This is a genomic window from Bradyrhizobium sp. Pa8, from assembly GCF_052588265.1.
In genome coordinates, this window is sequence record NZ_CP176768.1 from 129,560 (window position 1) to 146,758 (window position 17,199).

General features: G+C 59.4%; 13 protein-coding genes and 5 pseudogenes. 3 read left to right on the forward strand and 15 right to left on the reverse strand.

All coding sequences use genetic code 11. From position 1 onward, the window contains the following. Positions 1–190 precede the first annotated feature (190 nt). Together ACKWRH_RS45855 and ACKWRH_RS45860 are read right to left on the reverse strand one after the other, a co-directional pair. Positions 191–1,033: an IS5 family transposase gene (locus ACKWRH_RS45855; protein ID WP_445222856.1), complete on the reverse strand. Its 843-nt coding sequence runs from the start codon at positions 1,031–1,033 to the stop codon at positions 191–193. 124 nt (positions 1,034–1,157) lie between these two features. After that, a pseudogene (locus ACKWRH_RS45860) lies at positions 1,158–1,573 on the reverse strand (NEL-type E3 ubiquitin ligase domain-containing protein); the annotation flags it as partial. Positions 1,574–1,634: 61 nt separating this feature from the next. Here ACKWRH_RS45860 and ACKWRH_RS45865 point away from each other — a divergent pair. Further along, complete coding sequence (locus tag ACKWRH_RS45865; protein WP_445222857.1) at positions 1,635–3,872, forward strand: hypothetical protein; 2,238 nt, start codon at positions 1,635–1,637, stop codon at positions 3,870–3,872. A 29-nt stretch (positions 3,873–3,901) separates the two neighbouring features. Here the strand turns inward: ACKWRH_RS45865 and xopAG are convergent, their stop codons facing one another. From xopAG to ACKWRH_RS45880, 3 genes and pseudogenes are all read right to left on the reverse strand, one after another. Beyond that, positions 3,902–4,744, reverse strand: a complete 843-nt coding sequence (gene xopAG / locus ACKWRH_RS45870) for a XopAG/AvrGf1 family type III secretion system effector (protein WP_445222858.1) — start codon at positions 4,742–4,744, stop codon at positions 3,902–3,904. After that, positions 4,680–5,237: a hypothetical protein gene (locus ACKWRH_RS45875; protein WP_445222859.1), complete on the reverse strand. Its 558-nt coding sequence runs from the start codon at positions 5,235–5,237 to the stop codon at positions 4,680–4,682. The genes xopAG and ACKWRH_RS45875 overlap by 65 nt, the downstream gene beginning before the upstream one ends. Before the next feature lie 758 nt (positions 5,238–5,995). Then, a pseudogene (locus tag ACKWRH_RS45880) lies at positions 5,996–6,341 on the reverse strand (transposase); the annotation flags it as partial. A gap of 129 nt (positions 6,342–6,470) precedes the next feature. Between ACKWRH_RS45880 and ACKWRH_RS45885 the strand changes: the two are divergent. Next, positions 6,471–6,629: a hypothetical protein gene (locus ACKWRH_RS45885; protein WP_445222860.1), complete on the forward strand. Its 159-nt coding sequence runs from the start codon at positions 6,471–6,473 to the stop codon at positions 6,627–6,629. Positions 6,630–6,747: 118 nt separating this feature from the next. Here ACKWRH_RS45885 and ACKWRH_RS45890 read toward each other — a convergent pair. The 5 genes and pseudogenes from ACKWRH_RS45890 to ACKWRH_RS45910 all read right to left on the reverse strand — a co-directional run bounded on the left by ACKWRH_RS45890 (position 6,748) and on the right by ACKWRH_RS45910 (position 10,792). Continuing rightward, positions 6,748–7,843 (reverse strand): annotated as a pseudogene (locus ACKWRH_RS45890) (hypothetical protein). A 59-nt stretch (positions 7,844–7,902) separates the two neighbouring features. Beyond that, positions 7,903–8,164, reverse strand: a pseudogene (locus ACKWRH_RS45895) (Fic family protein); the annotation flags it as partial. Positions 8,165–8,311: 147 nt separating this feature from the next. After that, positions 8,312–9,449 (reverse strand): annotated as a pseudogene (locus tag ACKWRH_RS45900) (IS3 family transposase). Positions 9,450–9,503: 54 nt separating this feature from the next. Then, positions 9,504–9,647 (reverse strand): hypothetical protein, encoded by a 144-nt coding sequence (locus ACKWRH_RS45905; RefSeq protein ID WP_445222861.1) that lies wholly within the window; start codon positions 9,645–9,647, stop codon positions 9,504–9,506. A gap of 557 nt (positions 9,648–10,204) precedes the next feature. After that, positions 10,205–10,792 carry an ImmA/IrrE family metallo-endopeptidase gene (locus ACKWRH_RS45910; protein WP_445222862.1) on the reverse strand — a complete coding sequence of 196 codons (588 nt, stop codon included), beginning with the start codon at positions 10,790–10,792 and terminating at the stop codon, positions 10,205–10,207. Here ACKWRH_RS45910 and ACKWRH_RS45915 point away from each other — a divergent pair. Next, positions 10,709–11,107, forward strand: coding sequence for a group II intron maturase-specific domain-containing protein (locus ACKWRH_RS45915; protein ID WP_445222863.1), 399 nt, complete (start codon positions 10,709–10,711; stop codon positions 11,105–11,107). The genes ACKWRH_RS45910 and ACKWRH_RS45915 overlap by 84 nt on opposite strands. Before the next feature lie 189 nt (positions 11,108–11,296). On the opposite strand, the gene ACKWRH_RS45920 is transcribed toward ACKWRH_RS45915, so the two are convergent. The 5 genes from ACKWRH_RS45920 to ACKWRH_RS45940 all read right to left on the reverse strand — a co-directional run bounded on the left by ACKWRH_RS45920 (position 11,297) and on the right by ACKWRH_RS45940 (position 16,934). Then, positions 11,297–13,198, reverse strand: coding sequence for a secretin N-terminal domain-containing protein (locus ACKWRH_RS45920; protein WP_445222864.1), 1,902 nt, complete (start codon positions 13,196–13,198; stop codon positions 11,297–11,299). A 385-nt stretch (positions 13,199–13,583) separates the two neighbouring features. Next, positions 13,584–14,120 (reverse strand): hypothetical protein, encoded by a 537-nt coding sequence (locus ACKWRH_RS45925; protein ID WP_445222865.1) that lies wholly within the window; start codon positions 14,118–14,120, stop codon positions 13,584–13,586. Positions 14,121–14,174: 54 nt separating this feature from the next. After that, the gene (locus ACKWRH_RS45930; RefSeq protein ID WP_445222866.1) at positions 14,175–15,248 is read right to left on the reverse strand and encodes a hypothetical protein; all 1,074 of its coding nucleotides are present in this window, start codon (positions 15,246–15,248) and stop codon (positions 14,175–14,177) included. A 44-nt stretch (positions 15,249–15,292) separates the two neighbouring features. Continuing rightward, positions 15,293–16,423 carry a type III secretion system translocon subunit SctE gene (sctE, locus tag ACKWRH_RS45935; RefSeq protein WP_445222867.1) on the reverse strand — a complete coding sequence of 377 codons (1,131 nt, stop codon included), beginning with the start codon at positions 16,421–16,423 and terminating at the stop codon, positions 15,293–15,295. After that, complete coding sequence (locus ACKWRH_RS45940; RefSeq protein WP_445222868.1) at positions 16,416–16,934, reverse strand: SycD/LcrH family type III secretion system chaperone; 519 nt, start codon at positions 16,932–16,934, stop codon at positions 16,416–16,418. Before ACKWRH_RS45940 ends, sctE begins: the two co-directional genes overlap by 8 nt. Between the last annotated feature and the right edge of the window lie 265 nt (positions 16,935–17,199).

Consider the following 17,199-nt stretch of genomic DNA (forward strand, 5'->3'; position numbering starts at 1 on the left):
TGCCCTGACTAGGTAGTGCGCAGCGTGCGAGAGATTCGGCCTGAAGAACGTTGCACTGGTCAACTGCTAGAATTTGTAGGCCTCCGTGCCTACAGGAACTGTGACGGCTGCCCCGGATTTCAACAAGGTCGCTTTTACAATATAGTGAACAGCCATCGGCGGCTCTTACTTTCACCTTTAAGAGCCTGACTCAAAATTGCATTGCTGTATTTATCGCTGCGATGCGCCTTGTCATGAGTTGGACAGAGGCGAGGAAGAGCCAGGCAGTTGCGCTTTCGATGGTTCGCTCGAAGTCCTTGGCCAATCTGCGGTTGCGGCCGAGCCAGGCGAAGGTTCGTTCGACCGCCCAGCGGCGCGGAAGCACCTCGAAGCCCTGTGCGGCATCGGAGCGCTTGATGATCTCGACAGTCCACCGGCCGATCTTTTCCAGCACCGCCTTGAGCTTTTCGCCGGCATAGCCGCCATCGGCGAAGATATGGCGCAGCCAGGGGAAGCGGTAGCGAATGCTGCACAGGACATCTGGCGCGCCGTCGCGATCCTGGACGTCGGCAGCGTGAACGATCGCTCCGACCAGGAGCCCTTGGGTGTCGGTGACGATGTGGCGCTTTCGACCCTTGATCTTCTTTCCCGCGTCGTAGCCGCGAGGGCCGCCACTTTCCGTGGTCTTGACCGATTGGCTGTCGATCACGCCGGCCGTCGGCGAGGCCTCCCGGCCGATCGCCTCGCGCGCCAGCATCAGGAGTGCGTGGTTGATCGATTGCCACAATCCGTTGTCGCGCCACTGGTAGAAATAGTACTGCACCGTGGTCATTGGTGGAAACAGAGTGGGCGGCAGCATGCGCCACGGCAATCCGCCGCGCAGCAGATAGAGCACTGCCTCGACGATGTCGCGATAGCTCCATTTCGGGCGCCGCACGCGCTTGGCCCGCACAGGAAGCAACCTCTCCAGCACGCCCCATTCCGCATCCGTCAAGTCGCTTGGCAAACGCAGCTCCTCTCGGGCAAACTGTGCCCGGGTGATATCAGTCCACATTCTCGATCCCTTTGATGCTTCGCAACACCGATGGAATCAGAACTCGCTGATATCACTCAACTTATTTTTCGGTCGGACACTAAGAGCTGAGCTGCTGCCGGTTTTATGGACACCAAAACTAGACTAGCGCCAGCCGCTCGCGCAGCTTGACCTGATAGGCGAGAGAGACTTCGATCTCGTCGACAAAGCGGAGCGAGTTGACCTTCTCCCGGGCGATCTGCTCGAGCGTGTCCGGGCGGAATAGGACGCGGGCCTACTCGACGAGATCAGCAAGCCGATTGTCATAGGCGCCATCCTCGACGTCAGCATTCAGGCGTGCGGTCTGCATGCTGTTCCAGGTCAAAGTGATGCGATCCTCGCAGCTCTCGCTCGCCCCGAAGGCCAGCTGAAAGTACTGCTCGCGCAATTGCGGCCTGATCGCCGCCTGCTGCAGATCCTCGATCACGGCCCTGCCGGAACTGGGGATTGCCATAATTCACGGTGTCCCGCAGCCTGTCGAAGAAGCTTGCTTATTCCGGGGGCACCCGCCTCATCGGCGAAGTTCTACCAGGCGGCCACCATCGAGACAAGCTGCGCATTCTCGATTGTTTGGAGGTGAAATGTGACAGGCGTCGGCCGAGCTGGCAAATCGCACGTTGGGGCTGCAGAAGCCGACCACACATGGGGATCGAGCAGTTCGAGCCCGCAGACCGGTCGCGCCCCCGGCGAAGGTAGGCAAGCTTTCGAACCGATGCTGGAGCCGATGCGCACCGCACCTCAAGATAGAACGGCGCAGCTCCTGGACCTGCCACCAGCTTTCGGGGCGGCAGTCCCCATGTCCTTGAGTGGCGAGGAAATCGCAGCAGCGAAGCAAAAAATGCGCAGCCTGGTTGAGGACTTTGATGCTTCTAAAGATCCAGCCACACAAGCCCGGGACCCGTCGGAGGCGCAAGTCCTGATTGATCAAGTCATCAAGGCCGGCTCGGAGGCTCTAGACTATTACGCGAACCTCCCCCCGGATGTCGCGCGCAGGCTTCTTTCCAATAATCAGGCTCGCCGACTCCGCCACGAGACTCTCGCCGCAGGGAACGAATGCAACTCCGTGGCCACCCGGATTGTCTACGACCTGGAAGCGAACAGAAGGAAAGCGACAGCAGTGCTCGACCAGATGCGAGCTTCCAACGCTCCGTCCGGCCAGCTGAGCCGAGCGGCATCCAGCGTGGCGAAGCACTATCTAGCCTGCATAGAGTGGTGGGGAAAGAAGGTTTCGCGCTCGGAACGTATGCAGTCGGTCTGCACGGCCACTGCCAACCTGCCAGGCACCACGCCCGAGATGCGAAAGGCCGAAGAGGTGGCACTTCGCCTGCAAACCGGCTGGGTGCTCAATACCCAGTGCATGTATCTGCAATCGCGGATTGCCCTGGCGCAACTGATGATCGAGTCGCAGGCGAGCAGGCTCGAACCAGCTGTGAACGACACCCTCATAGGTGAGAACGGCGAGGTGTGTCTGCTCGGAACGTTTATCAAGGACGTCTTTCCGGCATTTGTCTCAACGGCCCAAGCCGCTCTTTATAGCAACGGAGCGCCCCTCGACGCAGAGCACTGCACCGTTCTCGAAGGAGTCATGGAGCGGCTTTCGGAATTTGCGTCAGGAATGCACGGCATTGTTGCCAAGCTAAGGGATGCCCGAACGGGTGCCGACCTGCCATTGGAACTGTTGGACCAGATCGTGGAAGGTGCATGGGTCACCGCGGACGACGTCACGCGTCTTTTGGGAGCACAGCCAAACAGGCCAGTCCTGATTGAACCGCTGGCCTCTGCGACACCGGAAAACACCCGCCTAGGGGCTGAGGGCCAGCTAACGCGGAGGAAGGGAAAAGGCAAGCGCGCACCGGCCGCAAGCGAGGGGAGTTCAATGGCTGGGCTGGGTGAGCCGCAGCTCGCTAGGCCGGACGCTGCCGCGGCCCCGACAGCCAAGGTTGTCGTACTCTCGGACCACGGTACGAAGAAACTCGCAAGTGCAGAGGAGGTACGCGCGAGGGCATCGTCATCAGCGACGGGGCACCTGGAGATGTGGCAGGCTCCGCCCTCCAGGAAGGCACTGACGGGGCTACTCAAGCGATTGGACGAGCTACTGCAGTTCGATCTGCCGGCTCAGCAAAGCGCCGTCTCGCGAGCGCGCCAGATGAAGCCCGAGGACGCCGACCACGTCGTGAATCTAGCAGTTAAGCGCCTGCAGACGCAGGCCGCCGAGATTGAGGTCTGTGTAGCCGCGCTGGGGGAGCCTCGTCGACGTGGCCTACTCACGCCGGCGCAAGTGCCCGAAGTGCACGAAAAAATGGTCCGGCTCAAGGCGATCTTGTCCGAGGTTCAGGGACAGGCAAACGCATTGAACGCGCGAAAGGCGACGATCACGATGGATTGCATGAAGATATACGCGTTTCCGTCGCAGAAGTACCTAGAACAATTGCGGGCAGCCGAGGAACTTGCGTCCGTGGATGCACCGCGCGCGTTGAAGGGCGAGCCAGGGACGCTGTTCGAGATCAAGCTGCAGCCAAAGGCGCTGCGCAGTGGTGCGATGCCAAGCCCGATGTGGGTGCACATCCATACAAAGTGGCCAGCAGATGCCTGGCAGTTGAGAGCGCTGAGCGACGCCGACTTCGCCGCTTGCCACGTGAAGTCCGATGTACAGCGCGGCTACAATCGGCACTGGCAGAGCGCTCGAGCCGCGACGGGGCACGAGAACGTCGTGATCCACCGCGGTAAGCTCACGCCTGCGTTCTGTAAGTCGTTGTTGAGCATCGCCCATCGGTACCGCCCCTTCCCGAGGCGGAGCCCGCCAGATCAAACCATGCTGTAAGATTAAGTCGAAACTTCTACACCCTCATATCAGCAATCTTGCCTTGAGAGATTTTTGCCACCGTAGTACTCTTCCGCCGCCTTCCGGCAGACACCTGCGTAGAACTCATCCGCATCCTCAATCGTGTAACCTGCGCCTGCGAAGCAGCCGCGGGCTATTTCGTGGAGCGTGTGCCGGATTGAGCTCGTGTCGTCATACACGGCGTTCAGGCACGCTGCGATCACTATGACTTCCTCCTTTGACAGGCGCGGCTGACCACTCATCAAGCGCGCGTGGTTGATGCATGCGACCGCGTTGGCGCACGTGAACGAGTCACCCAATCCAGAGCAGTCCTCGAACCCATTGCCCTCCTCGTTCAACTTGAAGTGCGTGATAGGCAGGTATTTCATGTCCGCAATCTCCGGATCGTTCAGATCCTCGACTACCACGGGATCGTGACCCAACCGCATTTCCTGACGGCGGATGTCGAATTTGTGCAGCCGCTCCCCAACCAGGCTTTTATTGCGCTTCAGCGGGTTCTCGTTCGGATCTTCGAACATCAGAGTCGCGTCGAGCCTATCGGTTTCAGCTCGTGACAGGAAGCCATGTTCGGCCAGTGTCCGCATCACGACGTTCTCGGAATGGCCCCAATGCGCGTCCGCTGAATAGACTTGCCTAAAGTTTAGGATGGCCTGGCCGGCCGCAAACTGGGCCTCCTCGCCAAGCCCGCAGTCGTTGGCGAGCAGCGCCTCGAGCGTTTCGGTGCATCGCTTAAACGTTAGGCCCTTCTCGCCCTGGAAGGCATCTCGCCAATGTTTCGCGCCCTTGTTAATAAACGGGTGAGTGATCGACCTCGACGTGTAGCCGTAAGCGCCGGTCTCCTCGTTGAACACGCCCGTCAGCGCGTATTTTTTCTTCTGATCGTACAGCGGGCTCTTCGTCAGGTCTGGATCTTACCTGCGGCGGTTTATACTTGGCCACGCACTCTTCGTTGATGAGATGCCCCTTTATGCAGGCTAGGTTTAGAATGAGCGACTGGCGCGCCTGCGTTGAGTCCACCAGGCGGGCGACGTGCACGCGAGTTGCCGCCCGGTAGTCGATCATGGTTGCGAACTGGTTGTTGCCACAGGTACGGATTGGGTTGAGGGGATGCCCATTCAGACGCTGAGCTTCGGCGGCGGCGGCGTGATACCGTGTGTAATACTCCCTCGCGTTCGCCTGGGCTGTCCTGAGCCGTTCGTTGCTGGTGAAGCCCATTTTCCCGTCATGCAGCGAGGTGGTGGACAGGAAGAAGTCGTTAGAGACCTTGTTGTAGGCATAGCCTGCAGCCGCGAGGGCCAAACCGTACTTTACCGCGCGGGCAGGAAGGCTTGGTCCGTCTCCCATTCCGCCTTCTGTCGTTCGTTCCCCACCATACTCTCCCTCGCTGCCAGGCGGTGCAGGCTTCCTCGCACGTGGGATTGTCGTACTTCTGGAACGAAGCGCAGCAAGTGAATGACGAGCTTCGTCGATGGCAATCCTCATACTCTCGATCTCAGCCGGCCCGTCAAGGATCCTCCCGATAATCGCTGAAAAGCCGGCAAGTCGGTTATTGCCAATTCGCACCTTGCCACTCCTGGACAATGGTTCCACATCTCACTAGCAAACGCCGTGCCACGCGGCGTCGGCCCACTGAAGCTAGTGATTACGCTTTGAAACAAGTCGCTACGACCTCCCGCCGCGCATGTCCGTCAGCTTCTGTCTTCGCCTCCAGATTCCACATGCCTTGGTGTTTCGTGTTCGCATACGCGCATCCCGATGCTCGCCAAGCCGGTCATCGGGCCTGGAGCGTTGTTGAAGCCGGTGCTCCGCGCCGGCTCTCCATGTGGGCGCCAACGGGATCTCTCAGGTTTCCTGCTGCCCCCTCCTGCACCTTTGCCCTGCTCGGAAACCCCGGCCGAACCGGTGAGCCTGACCATAGCGGCTTTCCCAGTGCTGCCCCCGCACCCAACACGGCGAAGGCTTCAGCACGACCATGATTTCGAGGCTGCCACAGCGCTTCAGTACCCGCTGTCTACGCTTCACGAGTGACGTTGCATCGGATACGTTGAAGCAGACTGGTTGGCTGTCAATCTCAGATCCCCCTTGCAGACGGGGCGGGACATACGTTTTTTGAGCAGCCGGTTCTCCAGGGTGAGGTCGGCCACGACTTCCTTCAACGCGGCCGTCTCACGACGCAGATCCTTTACCTCACCGGAGGTTGCTGCACGCGCGGTATCGCCCGCCAGGCGGCGCTTTGCCAGCTTCGAGGAACTCCTTGGACCAGCCATAATACATCGAGGCAGCGATGCCTTCTCGGCGACAGAGCTCGGAGATGTTCTCCTCGCCCCGCAGTCCTTCCAGCACGATGCGGATCTTCTCTTCCGCCGAATATTGCCGGCGGGTCTGGCGGCGAATGTCCTTTAGTACTTGTTCTGCCGGCGCTTTGCCCGGTCCGGATTTCTGCTTCATCTTCGCTCCTGGTGGCTACGATGAACCAGAAATCCTCCCTCCGCAAAACCATTCAATTTGTCTCACAGGCCCTGACGGCGAACACCCAGTAGCGACGGGCTATATGAACACCTTCTCGAGAGAGGTCAATTGAAGGAAACGCCTCTCGACGAACTGGTTGCCGAGGCTATCGAAGAGGGCAGGAATGAACCCAATGATGAGATTCTCGACATGTTCGAGACCCTGCATGAACGGCTGGTGCGCGCCGCGAGCGCAGTCGCTGCCGAGATTGCGCGGCGCAGGCGGTGAAATCCCGGCGCGTGAGCGGTGAGTCGAGCAAGGCCGGCGCATCTTAGAATAGTGCAAAGGGTCCCCGTCCTATGGATTCGGCATTGGGAGGGATTTTCTGGCCGTCACCGATGTCCGATCAGAACCCGTAAGATCGCTCGGCCCAGCGCAGCAGCACGCGCGCATCCCGATCGGGTAAGACCACGCGCTGGTCACGCAGACCCTTGGTGATCACTTGACCAACCTCTGGCTCAACCCGATTACCATGTGTCATCAAAAAGAACCAGCCAAACGGGACGCCGACCTCACGGTCGATCGCTTCCACGCGATCCATCAGGATATGAACAGAGGCGTCGCCAGCGATGAGCCTCTCTTCCGGCAGATGCAGCGGGCGCGGCACGAATCCGATCTCGCGCGTGCCTTTATGGTCGTAGTCGTAAATGTCGAGCGCCCAGTGCGCGCAGACGCGCTCGACTGATGCACTTGATTCTTCCCAATCCTGGAAAAAGCGATTCTCCCGTGGCACGTACTCGAACCAGTCCGGCACCAATTCCAGGAACGGCGTCTCGGTCGTGCCCTCCCGCGTCACTTCCCGCACCACACGGCGTTCCATCTCTGGCCGCTGCGCCTCGCGTTTCTCGCGCTCAAGCCGGGCACGCCGCGTCAGGAAACTGCGGACATGGACGACGCTGCTGCCCGGGCGCCCAAGCATCCGATAGACCGGGCCGGCGATGACCTTGTCATCGGACATATCTCCGTGCGTGATCCATGACGGATCGAGCAACTCGTTCTTGCCCCAAGGGCGATAGCTCGGATTAACGATCGGCCCAGCGCGCGATTCGACTTCCCGACCGAGACGGATTTGCACATAGTCCGCCGCGCCCCGTCGGCGCGAAGGCATACACACTGTTGCCGTGCCATTCCGAAATCTGAAGATCGCTCTCGCGCAATCGCGTCCAGAGCGCGCCGATGTCGCCGTTGTCCTTCGCGAGCTCTGCTTCCATCCACGGTCGGTATTCTGCGATCCGTGTTCCGTCCGCGGCAATCACGGAGCGCGTGTCGCGCCAATACTGATCGTCGATGTTCACCGTTGAAAACGGGAATCGCGGAAACGCCTCTGTCAGCGTAACCGCCAGGGCCGCTTCGTCAGCTTCGGTCGGAAGACGCGCGAGGACCGCCTCGATCGTGGCGGGATCAGGCAGCCGTGCTGGAATATTCTCCGGAACTTCACCCATGCTCTGATCCTATCATTCTGGCCGGCGAGTTCTGCTTGTTTTTCTTCCAAGCAGACGTATCAAACCACCTTCGATGATCGCGCGAACGCGAGCAACGGTCCGATGTCATGGCCATCGGCGGCTTGAAGGGCGGCGACGTAGCGCGCCCGCAGCTCGCCGGACATCGGCAAGACTGCCGCCCCAGCTGAAGACCGCGCCGCCCAGCTTCTCGATCAGCAGATCCGCCATCAGACGTGCATGCCGGCCGTTGCCATTCGGAAACGGATAGATCGACACCAGCCGATGATGAAATCGGGCAGCGATCTCGTCGGCCGGATAGGTAGAGCTGGCCCCGGTTGTTTGGACAGCGCCCCGCGAAAATTAAGTGGATTCCTGCCGGGTTATGCTGAAGGCGGGGCTTTACGATTTTGCTGTGGCGTCGGGAGGGCGTAAGCCCGACCAGAGCCGCAGCAAAATCGTTGGCGACGATCATGCGGCCGTCACCATCGTTTGCGCGCCGAAGTAAGCCTCGTCGGGCGTGCGTTCGTCAAGGCTCGAGTGAGGACGTCCTCGGTTGTAGAACGCCAGATATTTGGAAATCGATGCTCGCGCCTCGAGCACGCTGTCGTAAGCACGCAGATAGACTTCCTCGTATTTGACAGTGCGCCACAGCCGCTCGACGAACACGTTGTCGCGCCAGGCACCCTTGCCGTCCATGCTGATGGCGATGTTCGCGTCCAGCAGCACGCCGGTGAAGTCGAGGCTGGTGAACTGGCTACCCTGATCCGTGTTGAAGATCTCGGGCCTGCCGTGCTTCGCCAACGCCTCCTGGAGCGCTTCGACGCAGAATATCGTCTCCATCGTGATCGATACGCGATGGACCAACACCCGTCGGCTGAACACATCGACGACCGCCGCGAGGTATACGAATCCACGTCGCATCGGAATGTAGCTGATGTCCATTGCCCAGATGCCCAGACCTGGTTCGGCCGCTCGATCTTCAATCCGCGCAATAGGTACGGGTAGATCTTGTGGCCCGGTGCGGGCTTGCTCGTGTTCGGACGGCGATAGATCGCCTCGATCCCCATGCGCTTCATCAGCGTCGCGACGTGGCGGCGGCCAATCTGCATGCCCTCACGCTGCAACAGCGATCGCAGCATGCGCGCCCCTGCGAAGGGATAATCGAGGTGCAGCTCATCGAGCCGGCGCATCAAGACAAGGTCCTCGGCCGAAACCGGCCGAGGTTCATAGTAAACCGTACTGCGGGCAAGGTTCAGGACCTTCGCCTGGCGCACGACAGACAGATCATGGTCGCGGTCGATCATCGCTTTGCGCTCAGCAGGCCCGCCTTGGTGAGCGCGCCGGACAAAAAATCGTTCTCCAACGCAAGCTCGCCGATCTTGGCATGTAACGCCTTCAAATCGACCGGCGCCTCGGCCGGTCCGTTGTCCTGCCCAAACACTCCGGCGGCGCCTTCCAGGAGTTGGGTCTTCCAGGTCGTGATCTGGTTCGGATGGACATCAAACAATTGCGCCAGCTCGGCCAACGTCTTCTCCCCCTTCACGGCCGCCAAAGCCACCTTTGCCTTGAATGCCGGAGAATGCGTCCGGCGACTCCTCTTCGTCATCTTCGCTCCTGATTCGCGGCAAGAAGCCTCGCCGCTCTCAGGCAGAAAATCCACTCAAGCTACTGTCCGAATTTGCGGAGCCAGCTCTGGTGTCATGCTCGACCCAACGTCATCGAACAGGACGGCGAGGTTGGACGCGATGCGATAGGCGGCGACGCCGATGTTGCGTTCGGTCTTGCGGTAGGCGCGCCGGCCCATTCCCAGACATCACCAAACATGCGCTCATGAAGTCTTCGCGCGAATCCATCATCGAGAAAATGCGGGACGGTCAGGCCGCGCCGGCGATGGGTGATCCAGGACTGGCGCAAGCCTTCACGCTCCGGGGGCGAAGGACGTTGCGTCATCGAGCTCCTGAAACAGGTTCGTCATGGCTGTTCCCAAAGATCGCGCTCGCGAAGTGTGTCGCGGATATAGGCGTCGATCCGCGCTTCGCGGTCGGCTTAGGATATCAGGAGCTACGGAAGGCAAAACTTCACCGTCGATAGAGATTCCATTGGTCGGCCGCGGTGCGGTCCTCGGCAGCGATGTCGGCGAGGCTGAGTCTGGGCAGACTGCGGCCCGTGCGGGTGACGATCACTCTGCCAGCTGCGTCCGGTCCCGATCGCCCGCGAGCCCAAGTCAACGCACAACGCTATCCACGCCTACTTGCGTTTTCTGCGGCCTGGCCAAGGCTTATTCCGTCGAGCTCGCGTAGGCCGTAGGCCTCCTCATCCCACCGTTTCCGCTCGGCTGAGGGTGACGGAAGTTCTTCATCGTCAAACCAAAGCAGGGTTAGAGTCTGGTCCCATTGTCCCAAGTGCCGGGCGTCTTCTCGGAGCGATCCATCGCGATCCCAGTTCTCGAACCATTGCTCCGGTTCTACTTCTTCCGGGCCGGACAGCCTTTCCCCGGCGCGAACCCGCGCGCTGTAGGAGTCGGCCGGCAACGGGGAACCGGCTTGATCCAAGCTTTAGCCTCGCGAAGATGGGCTGATCGGGCGCAATAGCGAACCCTGCCACCTTCGGAGAGGACGATGCGCATAATTCGCGAGAAAAGGTGGCGTGAAGCGTGAAGCGGGACGCCTCGAACTCGTCGGCTAAGGCGCCGATTGAGGCTAGCCGCATGTCAGCAGCGTCGACGCGGGGCTTAAACAGCTTGTAGGGAAGCAGCAGTTCGGCGGCGAATACGTCGCAGGCAACTTCGCCAGGCGGCCGCCGGGAGTAGCTCCAACTCGGATCGGAGTGATCGGCGCCGATTTCCAGGATGACGTGAGCCACTTCATGGCAGACGCTAAATCTCTGGCGTCTGGAATTGTGCGCGCAATTCACACAGATGTGGTACTTGCCGTTTTTGTCGTGAAACACCGAGTTCGGGACATCACACGCCGGACACGAGGTACCAATCTGGAAAGGATCATCAAAGACCTCTCGCCTTACCTCATCGGATGGCGCGGGTACTTTGGGTTCTGCCAGACTCCTCGCGTGCTCACAAACTTGGAAGCCTGGATTCGCCGGAGACTGCGAGTGTATCTCTGGCGACAATGGCAGAATGGGCACAAGCGATTCACGGAGCTTCGCCGCCTCGGCATCGCGAAGTTCGGCGCATCGGTTGCCGCCGGGGCTCTGGCGAATCTCCGGGCACCCGGCGGTCCAGCACGCCTTGCGCAACCACTTCTTTGACGCTCTCGGTCTCCCCCGAATACTGATTCCTGGGCCAGCTTAACTCAGTCGAACCGCCGTGGTACGGACCCGTATGCCGGGTGGTGTGGGAGGGGTGGCGTCGCGAGACGTCCCCCTATCCCGATCAATCGGTGATCACCATCGCCTGGAACGCGCAGACGTTCGACAGTACCTTGATGTACTGGGATCTCAAAGGGAATTCCCTGGTCTAGAACGGGCACCCGTGAGAGCCGGCGTCGCCGGCTTGCGCTGACCTTTCGCGGCTGGCTCGGGCGTGGGTAGTGGACTCGATCGTGGTCGGGGCGTTAATTGGCGACCAAGGTCGGGGGCCAGCGATTCGAACTTCTCCCGCAGTTCCTGAGTCAAAGCCCATGCCTCGGTGTCACTCTCAACCACCCGAGGATTGAGTAACACCAACAGCTCGGTTCGGTCCTCGATCTTTTCCGTGCTCTGGAATAGCTGCCCCAAAAGCGGAATGTTCATCAGCACGGGAGTCCCGGAATCGACTCGGTTGGTGCTATCTTGCATCAATCCGCCGATTGCTATCGTATCGCCGGTTTGGGTCGATACGGTGCTTTGCAGGCGGCGCACCGAAATGACCGGCGATTGGACATTGGTCAGGGTGTTTTTGTTCGCGGTGCTGACCTCTTGAAACGTATCGAGCGTCACACTACCGCCGGCGCCGATTCGAGGCGTAACAGCCAAAATTACCCCCGTGTCGCGCAGTTCCACGTCGCTCACGATTGACGAGCTCTGGCTTAGCGTGGATTGTGATGAGCGCGCTAGAATCGGGACTTGATCGCCGACCTGAATTGTCGCGGTTTGATTGTCAACCGCGAGAATGCGTGGCGCCGATACAACCTTGACGTCCCCAACCCCGCTCAGCGCGTGAAGCACAGCGTTGACCCCCATGCCGGGGAAAACATAGGACAAACCACCTTGTGGAACGGCACGCAAATCCAGTGAAGATAGAAGATAGTCCACGCCGTATCGCAGGCGATCGCTCAACCGCACCTCCGCGACAATGGCTTGGATGAGAACCTGCCGAGGCTTGACGTCAAGCCGGCGAACTGCGGTCTCGATCATTTTGTCGTCTTGCGGTGCTGCCAGGATCACGAGCGCGTTTTGGCCGGGATCCGCCTGGATCCGAACTGGCGCCGATAGGCCGAGACTGACTGCGGAAACTACTGCTTCGTCCTTCGCCGTCGTTGTCAACGCGGCCGCCTCTGATCCTGCGTCCGGAACGCTTGGCAGATGGAGAGGAAGACTCGATCGATTGGACGCAGCTCCAACTGATAACTTCCCAAATTCTCCCGCGGGCTGCGAGCGAGGTCCGCCACTAGGTGGCTCAGCGCCAAAGATTCGTGCTAGCACCTGCGCCACTTCCGTAGCCCTTCGGTACTGCAGTGGACGTACGTGAATGCGTGCCGCAGCCTCAGAGGTTTTGTCCAGCTTGACGATTATTCGACGGACTTGCTGGAGCACGGTAGGGTCGTCTGCCACCACGAGAATGCCGTTCAACCGCTCAAGCCGCGCAAACCGAACGCGCCCTGCGTCTTGGCCATTCTGGCTGAACAAGAAACTGAGTTCTCGCTCGACTGCGGCCGGACTCGCCTGAGACAGCGGGTACAGGGCAAATGACTTTTGATGCATGGCCTCAGTATCAAGTAAGCTGATGAGTTCGCGCACAGAACTCACGGAGCCGGGCGGTCCACTAATGGCGATGCCCCGTTCTCCGGGCGCGGGGATCAGACGGACGCTCTCCTCCACATTCGGTCGGATGACATTAACGAGATCGGCCGCCTTGACGTACTGCACAGGAATCACCTGAACATCGCTTCGCAGACCGTCGGCGAGGTCGGCCAAGCGCCCCACCCGAACTCCGTGGTCAACCACCGCCAGTCCGTAGCCGTACGGCGCCAGCGCTTGGTCGAGCAGTCTCGGCACATCACTCGCCGGGATCTTGCCAGAGGTACGGAGCGTCATCTTCCCCCCAACGCCGGAATCGATGATAACAGGCATGCCCATGATATCTCCCACGACGTCTTTCACAACTTGCCGAATGTCGGCATTTGTGTAGTCGAGGCTCACGCGCGTGCTGTCTGCAGTGACCGGCAGCCGCCTCTCCACCGCGGTGACCGGCTGAGCCGGCGGCTTTGTCAATAGTTCAAAGCCAGGTGCTTGCGGGCCCCGGGAAGCCAGGGAGGGTTCGGACGCATGCCAACCGAGGCTTGGCGAAGCCAGCAGAACGCCACGTTCCGCAAGGGAGTCGGATCCGGCACATCTAGTAAGAAGTAGACAAAGGACCGTCAGCAAAGTCTTTCGAGACAATGAGGAAGGACCGTTCGCGAGGAGAATGCGACATGTCCATTCAACTGTTCCGTTCGCCCGCACGAAAGCGTACTCACCCTCACGCTGAGAATCGGTGGGCGCAGAGATGACTGCTACATCCTGAACCGCGCATTGTTTCCGTCTCTTAGCGAGTGTTGCTAATGATGAGCTCCTTGATCTTTTGATCTTTCGAAAGAAGGTTGGACATCAGTTCTGTAACCTGATTGAGCTTATCAAGCCCCCCCTGCAGATGAATCAGCGCCACCTGCCCTTCGCTGTTGGCGCTGTCAATCGCCGCCTTGAGATTGTTGATGGCCGCGTCGAACTGCGACTGGAACCCTCTCTTGTCGCTATTTTCCGTCTCTATGGAGATGCCGTGTGCCAGCATCCAATCAAGAACATCCTGAGTAGTGCCCTGCGAATCAACGAAGGTTCCGTAGTCGTTTACCTTCTTTTCATCGGTCGGCCTGTTGGCGCGGAGGGTAGCCAATGCCTTGTTCATATCTTTCAACAAATTATTCCGCACCTGCATATCGTCGTATTCAGAGCGGACTTGATTTAGGTAGATGTCATACCGTTCCATCAGAACCAGGATCATAATAGACGACAACGACGGGCCGCCGGCGGGGACGTTTGCTACGGCCGAAGGGGAGGGCTGGTATCCAGACGGAGCCATGATCATCACATACTCTTCTCAAAACTCAATATTTGTCCATTCGAACGGCCCATATTGGGCTCAAGCCATGTTGACGATTCTGCTTCTCGTCTCGGAATCGGCGTGACGGATTTCAGCAAGCGTACCCAGAAAGTTCTGAATCACCATCTCATAACCTGCCATGAACGCCCTTTCGTCCTCCACCTGGGCCTGTGCCCTAATGCCGGCCGCTTCCAGTTTCGCCTTCTCCTCCAGGTAATGCGTTGCGCCCATATTCAGACCCGCTCCCGGGAGCTTGGCGGCTTCCGTTGCTATCGTGACCATGCCATTCCATCTCATCGCTTCCTGCTGGGCTGCTGTTTGTGCTTGGGCAACGCGCGTAAACTCAAGGGGACCCGTTGTGCTATCAGGCGGGGTATCGAGCTCCCGCGGGGCGTTAGGAGCATTGCCGTTGTCTGATGATCCTCTCCCGGCCGACGGCGACGTCTCGATGTTGCTCGGCTCGCCTTGCTCTTGGCTGAGTTGCGCTTTGCCCTTACGCGTATCGAAAAGCTGCGGCTCGCCTTCCGGTTGGTCGAAGTACTGCGCTTGGGTTGGAGGCTTGTTCGGGACTGGTGTCTCTAAAGTAGACTTCGGAAGCGGCGCCTGGATCTTCGCCTTGTACAGCTCGTCGAAACGCGTCTGAATCTGGCGAGCGCCCCTGAGGTTCACAGCCGCACCACCCATCGCGCCGCCAGAGGTGACTATGGCGCCAAACAACTGACAAAGTCCTGAATTCCGAAGTGCCGTGGCCGCGGCTTCCTGCGCTGCGACATTGGCTTTAAGCGCAGCCCACCCGTCCTGTCGCGCTGCCTTGCGAAACTCGCTATTGAGGCGGACAATGAGCGCGGCGACAGTTGACATGTCGACCCCGGCAGCGAAGTCCGTCAGCTTGGCCTGAATGTTTGAAAGCCTCTCTTGGGTGACAGATTCCTTGCGCCGCGGCGTGTTAAGCAAACTCCAATCCACCGGAAGAGTGATTGTGATCTCGCCGTTCAGCACGTTCCTGCCGTGGACTGTGGCAGGGATCGGCATCAAGGGAAGTTGGCGATGCGCGGTAGCGTCCAGCAAATCGCTGCCGCCAATGCCTCTTCTGTGTTCAATTGTAGCTACCATCACCACGGTCCTCCCCGATAGGTAAAGGCGACTCTAGCAAGTTGTTAGCTGAAGTGTCGCATGAGATCCGAGTTGGAGTAACTCTGGCCCTCAATGGCCTCGGCAACCTTCCGTGTGGTAGTCATCTTGTCGCGGAGCAACTGATTGATGAAGTCCACCTCATTGGACTGAAGCTCTCTCAATCTGGCAATGCCACTTCGGATCTCCAGCATTTCCGCCTGAGTGTCCGTTGCCTCCTTTTGCTGGACGCCGTTCGCGATGCCGGCGCTGGCCGCGCCCAGCGAAGCAACTGCTTCGCCGACTCGAGCGGCGGTCGAAATCCTCTGGCTGATCTGAACGACCTTGGCGGCGTTAGACGCTATCTCAGCTGCATCGCGAGCCGCTTGAGCAACGATCCTGCCGATGGCGGTCCCCACGGTGCCAGGACTAGCTGCGATCGTGGCAAGCCCTCGCAGGGCCGGGGCCGCCGCCTGACCAAAGCGGCTCCACATGGCTGTGGTCCGCGATCCATTCGCAGCCCCACTAGCAAAACCGGTACCTGCCGTTAGCACCGAAATCGCGAGCATAATGCCGATGGTAATGGCGATGGCTAACGTGTTGGCCGCACCGTCTTCCATTCCGTCTTTTATCAGACTCTTCGTTATTGCCTCGGTCATCTTATCGACGACCCCCGTCTCAACAAGTGTCGCTACTCCAACGGTCACGGCTGCTGCCGTAACAGCAAGAGTACCGCCGGTGGCGACCGCCGCTATGACCGTCAGTCCGACAGCTAGCCATCCAAAGAGCTTCATGATCCCAGAGCTCTTTTTCGATTCCGCCAATTTCTCCGCCGCGTCAATGATGCTTCTGCTGATCTTTTCATGCAGCAGCCTCTGCTGCTCACCCCAGTGTCGCGCATCCTGCATTCCGGCAACCACCAGTCCGTCCGTTATCTTGGTCTTCAGAGCCAAGGCAGTGCTAAGAAGGTCAATGGCGTCAAACGCGCGCGGCGGCGGTAAGCTCGGATTCGCATGCGAGGTGGCAGCGCCTCCGGAAACTCGTGGCGGCAAAAGGTTGACGTCCGTTCTGTGACCATCGGCTGAGAGCCCGGCAGCGGAGTCATTGAACGGAGGCGGTGCCTCCAGTTCGGGGAGTGTCGTTCTGATCGAAACCCTCATCAGGTTCAAACTACGCATTGTTGAACTCCGCTTCGGCTTTGAGCCGGCCCAGCATCATTAGCGCGCGCCGGGCCAATGCCCTGTGCTCGGGCTTGCCGATACTTAGTGATAACGCATCCTCTAGCGCCTTGATAGCCTCTGCGGGCTGTTCGAGTTTAATGAAGCACTTCGCAGTACGAAGCGGAATCTCCAGATCCTCCCGGTTCAGGAGCGCGGCCAATCTATAGGCGTGCACAGCATTTTCTGTATTGCCAAGCATCTCGCTGGCAGCGGCCAGACCAAGCCAGAATCGTGCCTCGACATGCCGGTGTAAGCATAGAAAGCGAAAGAAGTTCAGTGCCTCCTCATACTTGCCGCACGAATAGTAGCGATGGCCGTACACATACATGGCCTCGAGCTCATCGTCTGTGATCCCAATGAAGGCAGCTAGGTCGGCGCGACCTGCCGCGAAGTCGATGGCGAACTGTACCAGCCGCCCGGCCTCAACCGCGTCCCCGACATTCAAGATCCCGCCTTCCGCCATCGTCATCTTATCGCTCTCCCAAACGTATCTCGCTTGAGGCAGGGGCAAGGGATGTTGAATTGGACGCTTGCATAAGGTGATCTAAGGCTGAATGCTCGTGCGCATACGCTCGTCGAAATTGCTCATCCTGATCTTCGACGAATGCAGAAATTGAAGCGGAACTGATCGTATTGTCGCTCTCCAGATGCGCGTCGCCTCTAAGTTGTTCGCGAGCCGTCCTCAACAAATCATCTATTTGCGCGATTGTTTGGCGCGCAGTCTCCATCGTTTC